The sequence below is a fragment of the Massilia sp. TSP1-1-2 genome (genome assembly GCF_049896185.1).
Taxonomy (GTDB): Bacteria; Pseudomonadota; Gammaproteobacteria; order Burkholderiales; family Burkholderiaceae_D; genus Telluria_A.
Map to the genome: position 1 here is coordinate 101,010 of NZ_JAFCTU010000008.1, position 15,196 is coordinate 116,205.

General features: G+C 61.9%; 16 protein-coding genes. 15 read left to right on the forward strand and 1 reads right to left on the reverse strand.

What is annotated here, in order from left to right; translation table 11 throughout:
- Positions 1-40 precede the first annotated feature (40 nt).
- Positions 41-766: a PhaM family polyhydroxyalkanoate granule multifunctional regulatory protein gene (locus ACP7BV_RS09175; protein ID WP_426103505.1), complete on the reverse strand. Its 726-nt coding sequence runs from the start codon at positions 764-766 to the stop codon at positions 41-43.
- 207 nt (positions 767-973) lie between these two features.
- Between ACP7BV_RS09175 and ACP7BV_RS09180 the strand changes: the two genes are divergently transcribed.
- The 15 genes from ACP7BV_RS09180 to ACP7BV_RS09250 all read left to right on the forward strand — a co-directional run bounded on the left by ACP7BV_RS09180 (position 974) and on the right by ACP7BV_RS09250 (position 15,145).
- Positions 974-1,897: a DUF3108 domain-containing protein gene (locus tag ACP7BV_RS09180; protein WP_426103506.1), complete on the forward strand. Its 924-nt coding sequence runs from the start codon at positions 974-976 to the stop codon at positions 1,895-1,897.
- Positions 1,898-1,912: 15 nt separating this feature from the next.
- A complete protein-coding gene (locus tag ACP7BV_RS09185; RefSeq protein WP_426103507.1) occupies positions 1,913-2,650 on the forward strand; it encodes a DUF3108 domain-containing protein in 738 nt (245 codons plus the stop codon).
- A 726-nt stretch (positions 2,651-3,376) separates the two neighbouring features.
- The gene (locus ACP7BV_RS09190) at positions 3,377-4,600 is read left to right on the forward strand and encodes a beta-ketoacyl-[acyl-carrier-protein] synthase family protein (protein ID WP_426103508.1); all 1,224 of its coding nucleotides are present in this window, start codon (positions 3,377-3,379) and stop codon (positions 4,598-4,600) included.
- On the forward strand, positions 4,597-4,854 hold the full coding sequence (locus ACP7BV_RS09195) for an acyl carrier protein (RefSeq protein WP_426103509.1): 258 nt from the start codon (positions 4,597-4,599) through the stop codon (positions 4,852-4,854). The genes ACP7BV_RS09190 and ACP7BV_RS09195 overlap by 4 nt, the downstream gene beginning before the upstream one ends.
- 92 nt (positions 4,855-4,946) lie before the next feature.
- The gene (locus tag ACP7BV_RS09200; protein WP_426103510.1) at positions 4,947-5,171 is read left to right on the forward strand and encodes a hypothetical protein; all 225 of its coding nucleotides are present in this window, start codon (positions 4,947-4,949) and stop codon (positions 5,169-5,171) included.
- A gap of 203 nt (positions 5,172-5,374) precedes the next feature.
- Positions 5,375-6,277, forward strand: a complete 903-nt coding sequence (locus tag ACP7BV_RS09205) for a lysophospholipid acyltransferase family protein (protein WP_426103511.1) — start codon at positions 5,375-5,377, stop codon at positions 6,275-6,277.
- Positions 6,274-6,729 carry a GNAT family N-acetyltransferase gene (locus ACP7BV_RS09210; RefSeq protein ID WP_426103512.1) on the forward strand — a complete coding sequence of 152 codons (456 nt, stop codon included), beginning with the start codon at positions 6,274-6,276 and terminating at the stop codon, positions 6,727-6,729. Before ACP7BV_RS09205 ends, ACP7BV_RS09210 begins: the two co-directional genes overlap by 4 nt.
- Entirely contained in the window at positions 6,726-7,346 is a 621-nt protein-coding gene (locus ACP7BV_RS09215) for a GNAT family N-acetyltransferase (RefSeq protein ID WP_426103513.1), read from the forward strand. Before ACP7BV_RS09210 ends, ACP7BV_RS09215 begins: the two co-directional genes overlap by 4 nt.
- A gap of 53 nt (positions 7,347-7,399) precedes the next feature.
- A complete protein-coding gene (locus ACP7BV_RS09220) occupies positions 7,400-7,921 on the forward strand; it encodes a CPBP family intramembrane glutamic endopeptidase (RefSeq protein WP_426103514.1) in 522 nt (173 codons plus the stop codon).
- Positions 7,908-8,981: an efflux RND transporter periplasmic adaptor subunit gene (locus ACP7BV_RS09225; protein WP_426103515.1), complete on the forward strand. Its 1,074-nt coding sequence runs from the start codon at positions 7,908-7,910 to the stop codon at positions 8,979-8,981. Before ACP7BV_RS09220 ends, ACP7BV_RS09225 begins: the two co-directional genes overlap by 14 nt.
- Positions 8,974-9,636 carry an ABC transporter ATP-binding protein gene (locus ACP7BV_RS09230; protein ID WP_426103516.1) on the forward strand — a complete coding sequence of 221 codons (663 nt, stop codon included), beginning with the start codon at positions 8,974-8,976 and terminating at the stop codon, positions 9,634-9,636. The genes ACP7BV_RS09225 and ACP7BV_RS09230 overlap by 8 nt, the downstream gene beginning before the upstream one ends.
- A complete protein-coding gene (locus ACP7BV_RS09235; RefSeq protein ID WP_426103517.1) occupies positions 9,633-10,895 on the forward strand; it encodes an ABC transporter permease in 1,263 nt (420 codons plus the stop codon). The genes ACP7BV_RS09230 and ACP7BV_RS09235 overlap by 4 nt, the downstream gene beginning before the upstream one ends.
- Positions 10,888-12,231 (forward strand): TolC family protein, encoded by a 1,344-nt coding sequence (locus ACP7BV_RS09240; protein ID WP_426103518.1) that lies wholly within the window; start codon positions 10,888-10,890, stop codon positions 12,229-12,231. Before ACP7BV_RS09235 ends, ACP7BV_RS09240 begins: the two co-directional genes overlap by 8 nt.
- Entirely contained in the window at positions 12,228-13,937 is a 1,710-nt protein-coding gene (locus ACP7BV_RS09245) for an ABC transporter ATP-binding protein (RefSeq protein WP_426103519.1), read from the forward strand. Before ACP7BV_RS09240 ends, ACP7BV_RS09245 begins: the two co-directional genes overlap by 4 nt.
- A gap of 56 nt (positions 13,938-13,993) precedes the next feature.
- The gene (locus ACP7BV_RS09250; protein ID WP_426103520.1) at positions 13,994-15,145 is read left to right on the forward strand and encodes a serine hydrolase domain-containing protein; all 1,152 of its coding nucleotides are present in this window, start codon (positions 13,994-13,996) and stop codon (positions 15,143-15,145) included.
- Positions 15,146-15,196 lie beyond the last annotated feature (51 nt).

Here is a 15,196-nt window from a genome sequence, read left to right on the forward strand (position 1 = left end):
GCGTACTTCGGGCGTACTTCGGGCGTACTTTTTAATCAGTTCAACTAGCGTTCTTGCCAGCTCTGGGCTTGCTTGCCCGCGGCTTGGCTTCCACTTTGGCCTTCGCCTCGGGCATTTCGGCCGCCTTCCCACCTTTGCCCGGTTTTCCCGCCGCCCCGCTCGAGGCCGCCGTCAGCTTGCCTGCCGCGTCCAGCGCCTTGGAAGTGGCGTTGGCCATGGTGTCCGACGACATCGCGGTGGTCACTGCCTGTTTGAACTGGTCTTGCAGCAAGTTCCACCACAGGGCGGGATTGGCCAAGGGCGGTACCGCTGGCGCACTATCGCTGGTTGGCGCGGGCGCGGGCGCGGCCGCGATTTTCGGTTCCGGCTTGGGCTCCACGCGCGCTGCGGGTTCGGCTGCCGGCTGGGCAAAGAATGCTGATGCGTAAGGTGCGGCTGCCAGCACCGATTTTTCGTTCGCGCCCGGTTGCTTGACGGCGTTCGAGAGCGCCGCGCCCATCGATTTGAGCGTCGCGATCGTGCCGCGCTGCACTTCGAGGGCTTGGATCGTGCCGCGCAACATGGCGACATTGACGTTGAGCCAGGATTCGACCGCCTTCAGGTCGGCAATTTTTTTGTCCAGCTCGTCAACCGACATGGTTGGCGCGGCCATGCCTGGAATGCTCATGCCGGGCACGCTCATGCTGCCCCACAGGTTCTTGACGAAATCAAGGGTGTCAGTCACGGCAGCGACGCCAGGAATGTTTGGCATTTGCGGTTTCAGCATGAGGGTCTCCGATGTGTGAAGCATCAGCGTAGCAGATAATGAATTCGCTTTCAAAAATTGTTGCGAATCAATTATGCAGGCTCATGCATTGAACATGGGCTTGTCATCGCAACCCTGGTCTGGGGCGTTATTATGGAAAGTGCGATGGCAAGTACGATGGCAAGTGCGATGGCAAGCTCGATGGCTCGGTGCCGATGGCGTCGCATCGTGGCGCTGTGTGCCGCGAGCGTGCTGGTGCATTATCTGGGCGCGCGCTGGCTTGACGTTGGCAGCGGCGCGGCAAGGCAGTCGCCGCGCTCCGGCCAGCACGCGCCAGCAACCGTGATCGCAACCTTGCGCGCGCCGCCTGGCGCACAAGCACAGACTGTCGCTGAGGCGCCGGCGGCTTCGCCCCGGCGTGTGGCGCGGAAAAAAGTTGTGGAAGCGGGCGCTGTGGTTCCAGATCGGCCAGTACAATCCGTCAACCAGGCTGACGTGGCGCCGCGCTACCGTGTCAGCCTGCCGCCGGCCGCCGAACTGACGTTCGATGTTGGCCGCATCGCTGCCCAGGGCGGCTCCTGGAACGGGCAGGCGCTGCTGGACTGGAGCCGCGACGGTTCCGCTTATCGGCTCCACTACCAGGGAGAATTGGCCGAGATGGACAGTGAAGGGCGGCTCGGCGCGGCAGGCATCATCCCGCGCACGATGAGCGAGAAGCGCGGCAATCGGGCGCGCACGGCAACCCATTTCGATGAGCGGGGCAATATCACCTTCTCGGCGACGCAGGCGGCCGTGCCGATGCAAAGCGGGGCGCAGGACCGGGCGACCTTGCCGCTGCAGCTGGCCGCCATTGCGCGCGCCGATCCCGCGCAGCTCGCCGCCGGTGTGGCGATATTGGTCGGCGCCGAAAAGGACGCCAGCCAATACCGCTTCGTGGTGCAGGGGCAGGAAGAGATCGACACCGCCATCGGCAAGCTGGCGAGCTGGCGCCTGACGCGCGTCATCGCGCCGGGCTCATACCATGCCGGCATGGATATCTGGCTGGCACCGGGCCTTGAGTGGTACCCGGTGCAGCTGCGCAGTACCGAGGCCAATGGAACGGTCACCACCCAGACGATCCGCAAGATCGTCGTCAAGGATGCAGGAAACTGAACTATGCAAAGTGTGATGATCAAACGCTGTACCGCCGGCGCGGTCCTGATGGGGGTGGTGCTCGGCGCGTGGGCGCAGGAGCATGCATCGGTCAAGCGGCCGGTGGACCTGCCGCCTTCGGCCGACCTGACCTACAAGATCGAGGCGCGCAAAAAGGGCATTTCGCTGTCGGGCGAGGCCCAGGTCAACTGGCGTGTGGGCGCCGGCAGATACAGCGCGGGCAATACCGCGCGTGCTCAGCTGCTCGGCAAGATCCTGGATAACCGCAGCGAAGGCTTGATCGACGTCTATGGCTTGGCGCCCCTGCAGTTTCGCGAAAAGCGCTTTCGCAAGGACCAGACCATCGCCACGTTCGACCGCGCCGCCAAAACGATCGTCTTCAACGATGGGAAACTGAGCTATCCCTTGACCGGCGGCGAGCAGGATCGCGGCAGCGTGCAGTGGCAGTTGGCGGCGGTGGGGCGCGGCGCGCCCGAAAAATTCACGCCCGGGTCCGAGTGGAAGTTTTTTGTCGCCGGCCGGCGCGATGCCGAAATGTGGACTTTCAAGGTGGTCAACCGCGAGATGCTCAAGACCGGCATGGGAACGCTGCCGACGGTGCACCTGGTGAAGTCGCCATCACCGGATGCGCGCGGCCAGTCGCTCGACTTGTGGCTGGCGCCGTCGCTGGAATGGTATCCGGTCAAGCTGCGCTTTGCCGAAGAAGATGGCGAGTTTGTCGAGCAAACGCTGGACAAGCTCGTCAAAAAATAGCACGGCGTTATCCTGCACGACCCGGAGCAATACCGGGCCCGCCATACGCCACGTACGCTGCCCTGCCAGCGCCAAACGGTCCTCGCCTGGCGCGCTTTCCCCATCCCCCGCCTGCCGCCTGCGCAAGAGGTGATCGCCGTGACGATTGCGTATTTTCAGTCGCTGCGCTTTGTCGACATTATCACCAAATTTAACAATAGCCAATACATTGTGCTTCTTGGCTACCTTGCTATAACATACTTTTTCCTTGCCCTCCATGAAAAAATGTTCAAAAAGAATTCTTATCAGGGATACTATTTTTGCCTGATTTACGTTAAGCTTTGCGCAATGTTGTATAAGCAAGTTTTACCAGCCTGGTGATTGCTGCAAAGGTGCTCGCGTGCTCCTTCCGCCGAAGGCCCATTTGAAACGGAGCCAGCAACCACGGGCCGCAGTGGGTATTGCGTGTGCACTCTCGCTCTCTTTTGCCGCCTGCCGATCTTCTTCAAGGCATCGAGAATGGTGGCTTTTGCGCGCTCGCGGCGCGCACCGACGACACATTTCCAAATAACTTGCATCAGTGCTTGCCGTGCGCGCGTCCAGTCGCGTCGACGCTGATGTTAGATGCAACAAGTAACAAAAAAAGAAAAAAACATTTCTATAACATTACACTTATTAAAATATTACTCATGCAATTTGCGCAAGTGTATTTCAGTCGTTTTTTATTGATAGAAGAATAAGGTTCGTATGCATCAGAAAGTAGTGGTAACCGGGCTTGGCGCCTTGACCTCGATGGGCGCCGACGCGGCCGCATTGTGGGATGGCCTCAAGCACGCTCGCTCCGCGATTGCACCTTTACAGCGCTTCGATGTTGAAAAATACCGGACCCGGATCGGCGGCGAAGTAACTGCCGACGTCTCCGCACTGCTGGGCTGGAACGTTGCCAGTTTGTCGCGCAATGCGCAGTTTTCGCTCGCTGCCGCCGCCGATGCGCTGGCCGACAGCGGCGTGCTGAACATTCCCACCGGCGGCGCCGACATCGGCATCTGCCTGGGCAGCGGGCTCGGTGGAATCTACTACAGCGAAGAAGCCATCGCCGCGCTCGGCAAAGTCGGCCCCCGTGGCGTGAGCCCGATGACGGTGCCGTTCGTCGACCCTAATTCGATCGTCAGCCAGATCGCCATGAAGTGGGGCCTGACCGGGCGCCAGTTCACCGTGTCGACCGCTTGTTCGTCCAGCGCACATGCGGTCGGCATGGCCATGGAAATGATTCGCTACGGCCGCTGCGACGCGGTGCTGACGGGCGGCGTCGAGGCGACCATCTCGCCGCTGGTGTTTGCCGGCTTCGACCGGCTGCGCGCCATGTCGGCCCGCAACGATACGCCGACCCTGGCCTGCCGCCCGTTTTCGGACGACCGCGACGGCTTCGTGATGGCCGAAGGGGCCGCCATGCTGATGCTGGAAAGCGAAGCGCACGCCAAAGCGCGCGGCGCAAAAATTTATGCGCAAGTACTCGGTTACGGCGCCACCGGCGGCGCCTTCCATGCGGTGATGCCGCGTCCGGACGGCAGCGACCTGGTCGCATCGATGACGCGCGCGCTGGCCGACGCCGGCGTGCAGGCCGGCCAGATCGACATGATCAACCCGCACGGTACCGGCACCATGCTCAACGACGAAGCGGAGCGGGTGGCGCTGCAGGCGCTGTTTGGGGCCCACCTGGCGGATATCGCCGTGACCCCGACCAAGCAGTTGACCGGCCACTTACTGGGCGCGGCCGGCGCGATCGAGTCGCTGCACCTGGTCAAGTCGATCGCCGAGTCGTGCGTCACGCCGATCGCCCACGTCAACGGCACTTCCGGCCTGAATATCAGGACCGGCGAAGCCTACGGCAGGCGCATCCAGTACGCCGTCAACAATTCCTTCGGGTTTGGAAACAATAACGTCAGTCTTGTCTTTGGAGCATATGCATGAAAATCGACCGTCAAGAATTCATTGATCTTATCAAGCAAAACGTCACCGGCGTGAGCATCGACGCGGTCAAGCCGGACGACAAGCTGTCGGACCTGGGCATCGATTCGCTCGGTTTTGCCACTTTGCTGTTTGCAATCGAAGACAAGCTGAATGTGCAGATCGACGACCAGTACCTCAGCAAGCTGAGCGGGTTATCCACGATTGCGGAACTGGTATCAACCTTCAAGGGCCTCGGCTACGAGATTGAAGTGTGATACCGGTATCCAGAGAATTCGCTCCGTAACGGGAGCGAAGGGCGCATCAGCCAGACTGATGTATTAACGATGTATTTATTTAAAGGCATTACATGAAACTGAACATCAACAAAGCAGCACAAGGTCCTGTCCTGGCTAAAAGCGATGAGCCGCGCGAGCCAGACACCAACTACTGCGGTACCGGCGACATCAATGGCTCGACCGGCGTAGGTTGCGGTCGTGTTACTGACAACGGCGACACCATTTTCGTCGGTGTTACCCGCACCAACGGTGGATCCGTCGGCGTCCAGTACTCAGGCACGATCAAGTGCTGCTAATCGACTAACATTCGGCGCCAAGTCGATTGTTGGTCGTCATCTCGCGGCGCCTAGTAACGCCGTGATGTGACTGTGAGTGCCGCATATCCGTGCGGCACTCACAGTGATAGCAGAACCTGACACCACCCTTTCCAGACAATACCATTTCCACTCAATTTATGTCGCCCTTCTCGTTTGTCCCCTTCTTAGGACGTACGCTTAGCATGCTGATCTTGGTGCCTGTCATCCAGTTCATGCTGCTGCGTAACCTCAAGAGCAACAATCACGCGACGGCGGCCGCTATCAGCAGGTCCCTGCAAGTGACAATGAACCAGGCTGCCGGCATTTTCCGAAGCAGCTTGCGTCGTTTTGCACGCTTTAATATTGATTATTTCTTGCTATGCCGCAAAGGCGTCGAGCATATGCTGGCCCAGGCGCAGGATGTTGAATTGATCGGGGCCGAACAACTCGCCCCGTTTGTCGATTCAACCCGCCCGGTCATCATTGTTACTATGCACATGGGCAATTTCCAGATGGGGTTCTTGAAACTGGTGTCTGCGATCCGTACCCGGCGCAAAATATCCGTGTTCAAAGTAAGCGGCGCCGACCGCAACGAAGAGGTGCTGCTGGCCGCTTTTGGACGGTGCGGCCATGACATCAGCATTTTGCGCGCCACCGAAGATGGTGGGCGCCAAGCCTTTATGGAACTGCGGCGCGGCAACGTCGTGGCGATGACGGTGGATATCGAAGTACACGTCACGACGCGCGAGGAAGTCGTGTTTTTCGGCCACCCGTGTCAGATGCAAAGCGGGCCGGCGCAACTGGCGGTCATGACACGCGCAGTGATCATTCCCGTCATCACCTACGACGCTGCAGACGGCCGTCAGATGGTGCGCGTGGAGCAACCATTGTATTCCGAAGCCGCTTACGAGGGCGAGTCGAATCGCCAAGCGGTGCACAGGCTTACCCAGAACATTGCATCCTTGCTTGAATCCTGGATCCGGATCGATCCAAGGCAAGTCATGTTCTGGTCCGGACTGGCCGAAACGATCTGGCACCGTCCACCATCGATGCCTGCGAAGGCGGACTTGGCGCCGGCAGCGGGGCAGGAAGCGGTATCGGCATGAAGCGACTTTTGCCCGAACATCTCCCTCAACTGCTGGCCCAGCCCACGTTCAGCGCCCGCAGCAGCTATGTGGCGCTGGCCTCTGCCTTTGGTAATTCCAGGTCCGAACTCGACGCAGTCCTGGCGCAGGACGACAGCATGCAATTTGTGGACGATGAATGCGCGCCGGCCCTGCTCCTGTCGCTGCACGCCGTGGACCGGGTCCAGGGGCACGCGCGGGTCCAGTTGCACGGCAAAGACGAGCGTGGCGCATTGCCGGCCTTCCTGCAACGCCTGTCATCGCAGTTTGCGCTTACGCGCCTGTATTCGTACGTGTTTCCCCATGAAACGACAGAAATCGCGCAGCTGCGCGCGCTCGGTTTCGTGCCGGAAGCGTGCTTTCGTCAGCACCTGTTTGTCGACGGCGCTTATGCCGACCTGCAAGTGTTCGGTCTGGTCACGGATACACCATGATCTTTCAATTGCCGGGCTTGGTGATCTGCGTGCGCAAGCCTGAATTGGCCGACCTCGATTGTTTGACGCGATGGGTTTCCACCGAGGCTTACCTGAACAATATCGGTGGCCCGGGGGCGCATCATGCGGGACAAGCACGCCTGCGCGCCGAGCAAATGCTGCAGGATAATGCCGATGACCACTCGCCGAATAAATATTTCCTGGCCGAAGACCGGTTTACCCGCGAGCCGGTCGGGCTCGCAATGCTATGCAAGATCGACTGGCGCCACCGGCATGCGGAGTACACCTACCTGGTGGGCGACGAGGCCAACCGCAGCAAGCTGGCTGCCGGCGATCTGAATATGGTTATGTACAACCATTGTTTCAATCACCTCAATTTGCGCAAACTGTACGGCTACATCTTCGACACCAACGCCGCGTCGCTGCGGATGATTTCCTACGGCGGGCAGCTTGACGGCACACTGCGCCGTCATCGGGTGCGCGCCGGTGTCGCTTCGGATGTGCATCTGTTTTCGATCCTGGATAGTGAATTTGCTGCGTTCGTCAATAAACACGCCGCGACATTACTGAAAAAACATATCGAGCGGGGGCTGATCAATTGGCGACCTGGGCTATAACATGGCTGCTGTTGATGGCGCTGCGTTGCCGAACCAAGCGGCGCACGGGATACATGCTGGACGCACTGCTGGTGACGCTGGGCGTCCTGATGCTGCTGCAGGGCGCTGCCGCGCCCGCGCTGACGACCGCCTGGCGCGCGCTGCCGGTCTACCTGCTCGCCGCACTGCTGGTGTTCGCGCTGTCGGTGTGCATGACATCGAACACGCCGCGGGCCTACCTGGGCAACGTCCTGGCGGCGCTGGGCAAGGCACGCGGACCACGCCATGCGTATCTTGCCTGGCGCGCGCTGCTGGTTGCACTGTACGAGGAAAGCGTGTGGCGCGTGGTGCTGCAAACGGCGCTCTGCGCCTGCATCGGTCCGCTGATCGCGCTGCCCGCAGTGGCCGCCGCGTTCACCCACTTGCACCGGCACCGTACCGCCGGCAGCTGGCCGCGCACGCTCGAGTTGTTCAGTTTCTCGCTGATCCTGGGAATGCTCTACCTGTACACGGGCGACCCGCTGGCAGCGATCCTGCCGCACGCCATTCGCAATTACCTCATTGGACTTAGTGGATACCGAAGTGAAAAAGTTTAAAACCGTTTTCCTGTTGTCCCTCGCCGCGCTGGCCGTCGGCGGCGCCGTCATGGCCACCCGCGGCGCCAGCTTCGGCGCGGCCAAGGCCGCCAACGCGCGCCTGGCCGGCACCGTGCTGCCAAGTGTAGGTCCGCTGCGCGACGTGATTATCGCCAAGGGCACGGTCGCCTACGAACACCAGCTGGTGCTGCGCTCACCGGTCAGCGGCCGCATCGGCGCGCAGGTGCCGCGGGAGGGCAGCGAGGTGCGGCGCGGCCAGCCTTTATTGCAGGTGCAGGATATCCAGGACGACAGCGAAGCATCGCTGCGCGCGCTCGACAAGCGGCGCGCGGTGGCCAAACTGGACGCGCTGGAACGCGAACTGCGCGTTGTGCGCCGACTGGTAGAAGTAGGCAGCTCGGCGGCCTTTGATCTCGAGCAAAAAACCGTCGAGCGCGACATGGCTGCCAAGGATATCGAGCGTGCCAACCTCGACCAGGCGCGTTTGGTCGACAAGCGCGCCATGGGTCGCCTGAACAGCCCGCTCGACGGCCAGGTGCTGGCCGTCGCTGCCGTCGCCGGGCAACTGGTGAACGCGGGCGAGGAACTGCTCACGCTGGTCGGCGGTGAAAGCCGCACCGTGATTGCCTATCTGGATGCGATGGACGTCGAGCGGCTGCACGTCGGCCAGGCCGTGGTGTTCAGCGACCAGGAAGACGGCGGCGTGCGGCGCGCCGGTCGGGTCAAGGAAATCGCGCGCGCCATTACGCCTGCGCAGCGCCAGAATGCGGTCAAAATCGTCATTGCGCCGCTGGCGCCGATCAACGATTTGCGCGTGGCGCAGCAACTGTATGTCGAATTCATCGTGCTGGAGGAAAAATCGGTGCTGCGCGTGCCGCGCGACCGCGTGTACCTCGACGGCAAGCAAAAGTTCGTCAACGTCGTCACCAAGGATGGCGTGCGGGCGCGCGCGGTGCAAACCACGCGCGGCGACGCCACCTACGACCGGGTGGTGGCGGGTATTTCCAGCAGCGACCTGCTGGCGCGCAGGGGCCAGCTTGCCAGGACCGCCAATGATTGAGCTGGCCGGCATCGAGAAGCACTTCGTGATCGGCGGGGGCACCCTGGGCGTGATCCGCGGCATCGACCTGTTCATCGGCAAGGGCGAATTCGTCGCCATCATGGGACCGTCCGGTTCGGGCAAATCGACCCTGCTCAACATCATCGGCTGCCTCGACACCGCCTCGGCCGGCAGCTATCGCCTGTCCGGCGACGACGTGTCGGCCATGGACGACCGCGAACTGGCCGCCATCCGCAACCGCCGCATCGGCTTTATTTTCCAGAGTTTCAACTTGATCGCCCGCAACAGCGCACTCAAGAATATCGAAAAGCCGCTGATCTACCAGGGCGCCGGCGCCGCCGAGCGCAGCGCGCGCGCCGCCAGCATGCTCGAACGCGTAGGGCTGTCGAACCGAGCCTCGCACTTGCCGTCGCAGCTGTCGGGCGGCCAGCAGCAGCGCGTGGCCATCGCGCGCGCGCTGGTGACCAACCCCGACATCCTGATTGCCGACGAACCGACCGGCAACCTCGATTCGGCCACCGGGCGCGACATCATGGGGCTGCTGCGCGAAGTGAGCGGCGAGGGCCGCACCGTGGTCATGGTGACGCACGACCCGGCGCTGGCCGCGCATGCCGACCGCACCATCCACCTGGCCGACGGCAAGGTGGCCGCGTGAACCGTTCCTGGCTGGGGCTGCCCGCCCATTCGCTGATCGCCGAAGCCTATGAGGCGCTGGCCGACAACCGCCTGCGTTCGGCGCTAAGTCTGCTTGGGGTGGCGATCGGCATCGCTTCCATCATCGTGGTCAGCAGCATCGCGTCGTCCGGGCGCGACATGGTGTTTCGCGAACTGGAAACGTTTGGCCTGAAGACGATCTGGGTGTTTCGCACCTTTGCCGGCGAAGACCGGCTTGAAAAAGATGCGGTCGGCTCGGGCATCAGCAGCGCCGATTACAGGCAGTTGCTGCAGGATGGACAGGGCGTTCTGGGCCGCTTGTCGCCGGTGGTCGAACTGCCGGGCGAAAAAGTGGTCGCCGCCAAGAACGGCAAGACCGCGCGCGTGCGCCTGCAGGGCGTGAGCCATGACTACGACGTGATCGACGGCGACGAGACCGCCAGCGGGCGCTTCCTGACCGAGGACGATATCAGTGCGCGCCTGAATGTGGCCGTAATCGGTTCGGCGGTGGGAGAAAAGCTGTTTCCCGAGCGGGCCGGCGATCTGGTGGGCCAGAAGTTCACCTTGGGCGACCAGTGGTTCGAGGTGGTCGGCGTGCTGCGCGAAAAAAGCCGCGACTTGATCACGAGCATTGGCGCCGGGCGCGGAGAAGAAACCGGCGCGCGCATTTTGATTCCTTACACCACCCGCCAGAAGATGATGGGTGACTCCGATTTTGTTAGTTATTTACAGGGCCAGGCAATGGATTTAAACCGCTCCGACGAGGCCATCGCGCACATCGTCGATACCCTCAGCGTCAGTCATCGCGGCGTGTTCCGCTACAAGGGCGAAAGCATGGCCAGCTACGTGGCCACCGCCAACAAGATCCTCGGCGGCGTGGCCCTGATCGGCATTGTCGCGGCCGGCGTTTCGCTGCTCGTCGGCGGCCTGGCGATCATGAACATCATGTCCACTTCCGTCATCGAGCGGACCCGCGAAATCGGCGTGCGGCGCGCGATCGGCGCGCCCCAGGTGGCCATCCGGGCCCAGTTCCTGACCGAAGCGGTGTTGATCAGTTCCATCGGCGGCGCCATCGGCATCGTGCTCGGCATCGGCGTGGTGCGCCTCATTTCGGCCGTCTCGTCGCTGCTGGTGAACATCTCCTTCGACGGCTTGCTGCTGGCCATCCTGAGCACGCTGGCAGTGGGCGTCGCTTCCGGCTATTACCCGGCGTTGACAGCCTCGCGCCTGGCCCCGGTGGAGGCTTTGCGCCATGAGTAAGCAATGTGCGCTGCGCACTGCCATCGTCCTGCTCCTGGCGGCCAGCGGCGCGGCCGCGGCCGCGACCGCGGCCGATACTGTCACGCGCGCGCCCGCGCCCAGCTTCGACCGCGCGCTGCGCCAGGCCATGCTCAACGATCCGGAACTGCACAAGGGTGCGCTCGGGGTCGAGATCGCCGAGCAGGAAACCGGACGGGCGCTGAGCCAGTTCATGCCGCGCATGGACTTGAGCGCCGGCACCGCGCGCATCGATGCCTACGGCAATGTACCGGGCCTGGAAACGCTGCTGCTGGCCGGTAGCCGCTATGCCTACAGCGCCAGCAGCAGCCTGTCGCTGACGCATAACCTGTACAACGGCGGCATCGACCAGGCCAACCTGGACGTGAGCCGCGAAAAAGTCCAGGAAGCGCGCATGCAGTATTACCTGAAACGGGCAACGCTCGCCTCGCAGGTGCTCGATCAGTTCCATGTGCTGCGCCAGGCCGAACTCGAATTGCGCATCGCCCAGGTGCAGCAGGAGGCCAAGGACGAGCAGTTGCGCCAGGTTGAAGGGGACTTCGCGCTCGGGCGCCGCGCGGCGCTGAACGTGTCGGAGGCGCAGTATGAAGCGCAGATGCGCGCGCTGGCCAGCTCGACCCGCGAGCGCGCTTATCGCAATGCGCTGCGCGACCTGACGGTGCTGATCGGCGAGGCTCCGCGCGCGCTGCCGGCGCCGGCGCCAGCGTCGGCGCCCCAGCATGGCTACAATAATGTGCTGACCCGCTGGGGTTTTGGCGCGCCCGGCGCGGTCAACGAAGTGCAACTGTCGGCCTCGCGCATCCGCCAGGCCAACCTGGACGTGGAGCGGGCCAAGGGACGCTACCTGCCACGGCTTGACATTTATGCGCGCATCACCAGCGCGGGCGTCAACCGCAACGATTTCAACAAGGCGTACACCGGGCAGACCAAGGACAAGCGCTTCATCGGCTTTTCGCTGACGTGGAACCTGTTCGACGGCTTCGATACCTCGTCCGACGTGGCCGCCAGCCTGGCACGGGCCGCCTACGCCCAGGCCGATTTCAAGGTGGTTAGCCGGGATCTGGCCAAACAAATCAATGAACTGGGCCGGCCCCTGGCCGACGCCGAAGAAGACGAACAGACCGAAAGGAAGCGCTTGGAACTGATGCAGAAAAAACTGGGGATCACGCGTGTCAAACTCGAGTTGGGCAAAATCGACGCGCATGCGGTCGCGACCGCGCAAACGGAACTTGCGGTCCAGGAGCTGGAGCTCGAAAAGCGCTCTGAAACGATCGACTACTACAAAGCCCGGCTTTTGCTGCGCAAGGGAGCTTTATGACCGACCGTCACAGTCACAGTAACGCCGAGCGCGGTTCGGTGCGCCGGCTGTACCTGCAACTGATCAAGCCGCAGCGGATGGGGATCGCCCTGTTCTTCGCGCTGCTGATCCTTGCCATGGGTTTGCAGGTACCGTTGCCGTTCTTGTTAAGCAAGGTCATCGACGGTCTGTCGTCTGGCCTCCCGTTTGCCGAGCTGCGCCCTGTGATCTTCCTGCTGGTGGGACTGTCGGTGGCGGGGCTGGTGCTGTCGATTGGCAGCCAGATATTTTCCGCGAAACTCAACAGGCGCTTTGCCATGGATGCGCGCCTGACCGTTTTTCACGCCCTCCAGCACGCGCCGCTGCGCTTTTCGAGTCAGTTTAACGTCAGTGATCTGTACACGCGCATGACCGGGGACTTGGCAGTGCTCAACTATTTTCTGCCGACGGGAATTGCCGCAGCGGCACGCCATGTTTGCGCGGTGCTCGTGTATGGCGTCATACTACTCAAACTCAGTGCGACCGTGGTCCTGTATATCGTCTGGCTGTTACCCCTGGCCGGTGTCATTTTCTACGTGGCGCGCAAGCGCATGTCCGTGCTCGCGAAGGCCGCGCACGCCGGCGTGGCCCTGTCGAACGCGACGATCCTCGAATCGCTCAATGGTTTGCGCGAGGGCAGGGTGACCGGTTCGCGCCCTTTTCATCACCAGCGTCTGCGCACCGCGCTGCTGCAGAGCGAGGAAAAGTTACTGACGGCTCGTATCTACAGCGCATTGATGTTCGGCACGCTTGGCTTGATTCCGATTATCGTCACGGCCATGATCTGGGTGATCGGCGGCTGGAAAATTTCCACCCACGAGATGACGGTTGGCAGCCTGGTCTCCTTCATGTTTGCGCTGTCGATGTTGTACGGTCCCATCAATGGGCTGTTCGGCGTGGCCTCCGGTTACGTGTTCGAAGTGGCTGCGTTTGAAAGAGTTGCTGCGCTGTTTACGACCAGCACGGTCGCGCCGGCTGTCGCCGCCACGCTCGCGGTCGAGCGCGAGCGTGGCGCTGCGGCCGCCGCCCCAGCTTTCGAGGTGCGCGACGTGGCCTTCGCCTACGGCGACGAAGCAGTTTTCTCTGGCTTTAACGCCAGCATTCCGGCCGGTTTGTGCACCACCTTGGCAGGCAGCAATGGCGCCGGCAAGTCGACCCTGCTTTCGCTGCTGTGCGGCCTGGAAGCGCCGACCGGCGGCAGCGTGCTGTTGAACGGCATGCCGGTGACGGCGCTGGAGGCGGACTACCTGGCCAACCATGTCGGCTACTTGCCGCAGAATATACTGGTCTTCGGCGATACGCTGCGCATGAACATTACGATGGGACGCAGCATCAGCGATGCCCAAGTGCTTGCGGCGGGCGCCGAACTGGGCCTCGATGATTTTCTGGCCGACTGGAAGCAAGGACTCGACACGGTGATTCTGGAAAGCGGACGCGACTTGTCCGGCGGGCAGAAGCAGAAAATCGCGCTGTTGCGCGCCGTCGTCAACCAGCCCGCCATCCTGATCCTGGACGAGCCGGAAAACAATCTGGACCATCATGCGCTGACCCATCTGCTAGCCTATTTGCGGCGTGCCAAAGGCAAGTGCACGGTCTTGCTGGTCACGCACGGCGCAGCGTTCGAGGAGGTGATCGACCGCACGCTTGAGATATCGGCGGGCGCCAGGCCATTCCAACAAGCGGCCTGAACAACTCCTTCGGGAAGTCCAGGCAACAATTCAAGCATGATGACAAGGAGCTTTACATGACGCAATATCATTCAAACACACCTGCGCTTGGCCGCACCGTCAAGCTGGGACTGGCGCTGTTGCTGGGACTGACGCTGGCAGCCTGCGGCGGTCCGGGCGCCTCGACTGTGCCGCGTACGGGGACGCTGGAGGAGAAGCACGCCTACATGGTCTCCCACATCGACGATTTGCTGGCGCAACAGCAGGATGCGTCCCAGCCCGGCCTGAGCATCGTGATTGTCAAGGACGGCGCAGTTGCTTACAGTCGCAGCAAGGGCATGGCAGACATCGCCCGCAACACGCCTATCAGCGAGCAGACCGTCTTTGAGCTTGCCTCGTTGACCAAGCCGATTACCGCGATCGCCGTGATGCAGCTCGAGCAGCGCAAACTGCTCTCGCTCAACGATACAATCGGCAAGTGGCTGCCGCAACTGCCGCAGACATGGGGCGCCATCACGGTCCACCAGTTGCTGTCGCACCAAACCGGTATTCCCGACTATATGGGCGGCATCTCGCCGTTGGCCGCGCTGCAGCTCGACGGCTTAACCAACGACGACCTGTTCAAACGCTTCGCACTTGACAGCCATCTCAATTTTGCCCCCGGCACGAGTGCGGGCTACAGCAACAGCAACTACGTCATTTTGGCGGAGATCATCGCGCGCGCATCGGGCCGCAGCTATGCGCAATACGTGCAGGAGAATATTTTCACGCCGCTCGGCATGCGCTCCTCGTATGTCACCGGTGCCAGCGCGCTCCAGCCGGGAGACGCGGCGTTAAACTATGCGCGCAGCACGACGACTCACGGCGCCAGCTTCGTGACGGTGGGGCCGATCGGCGTGCACAGTTCGGCGGCCGACATGACGCTGCTGTTACGCAGTCTGGGGACCGGTCAGTTGGTATCGCTGGACACACTTGCCGTTATGACGAGTCCAAAATCGGGCTTTCCCGTACTTGGCAGTGGTGAGTACTACGGTTATGGATGGTTTATGCAACGCAACTCCTCGCCGCTGACCTTGTTTGCTCATCGGGGCGGTGCGGACGGTTTTCGCAACATCATGCGCGTCAACTATACAAAAGGAATCTATTACGTAATACTTAGCAATGGCGGCGATGCAACCGAGAAGACGCTCGATGCCGTGCTGCAGGTGGTGCAACCGCTGTACGAATAGTGCGCGCCGATTCAATGATGAGCTGTGGCCAATAGTGCGGTTAAACCAAGG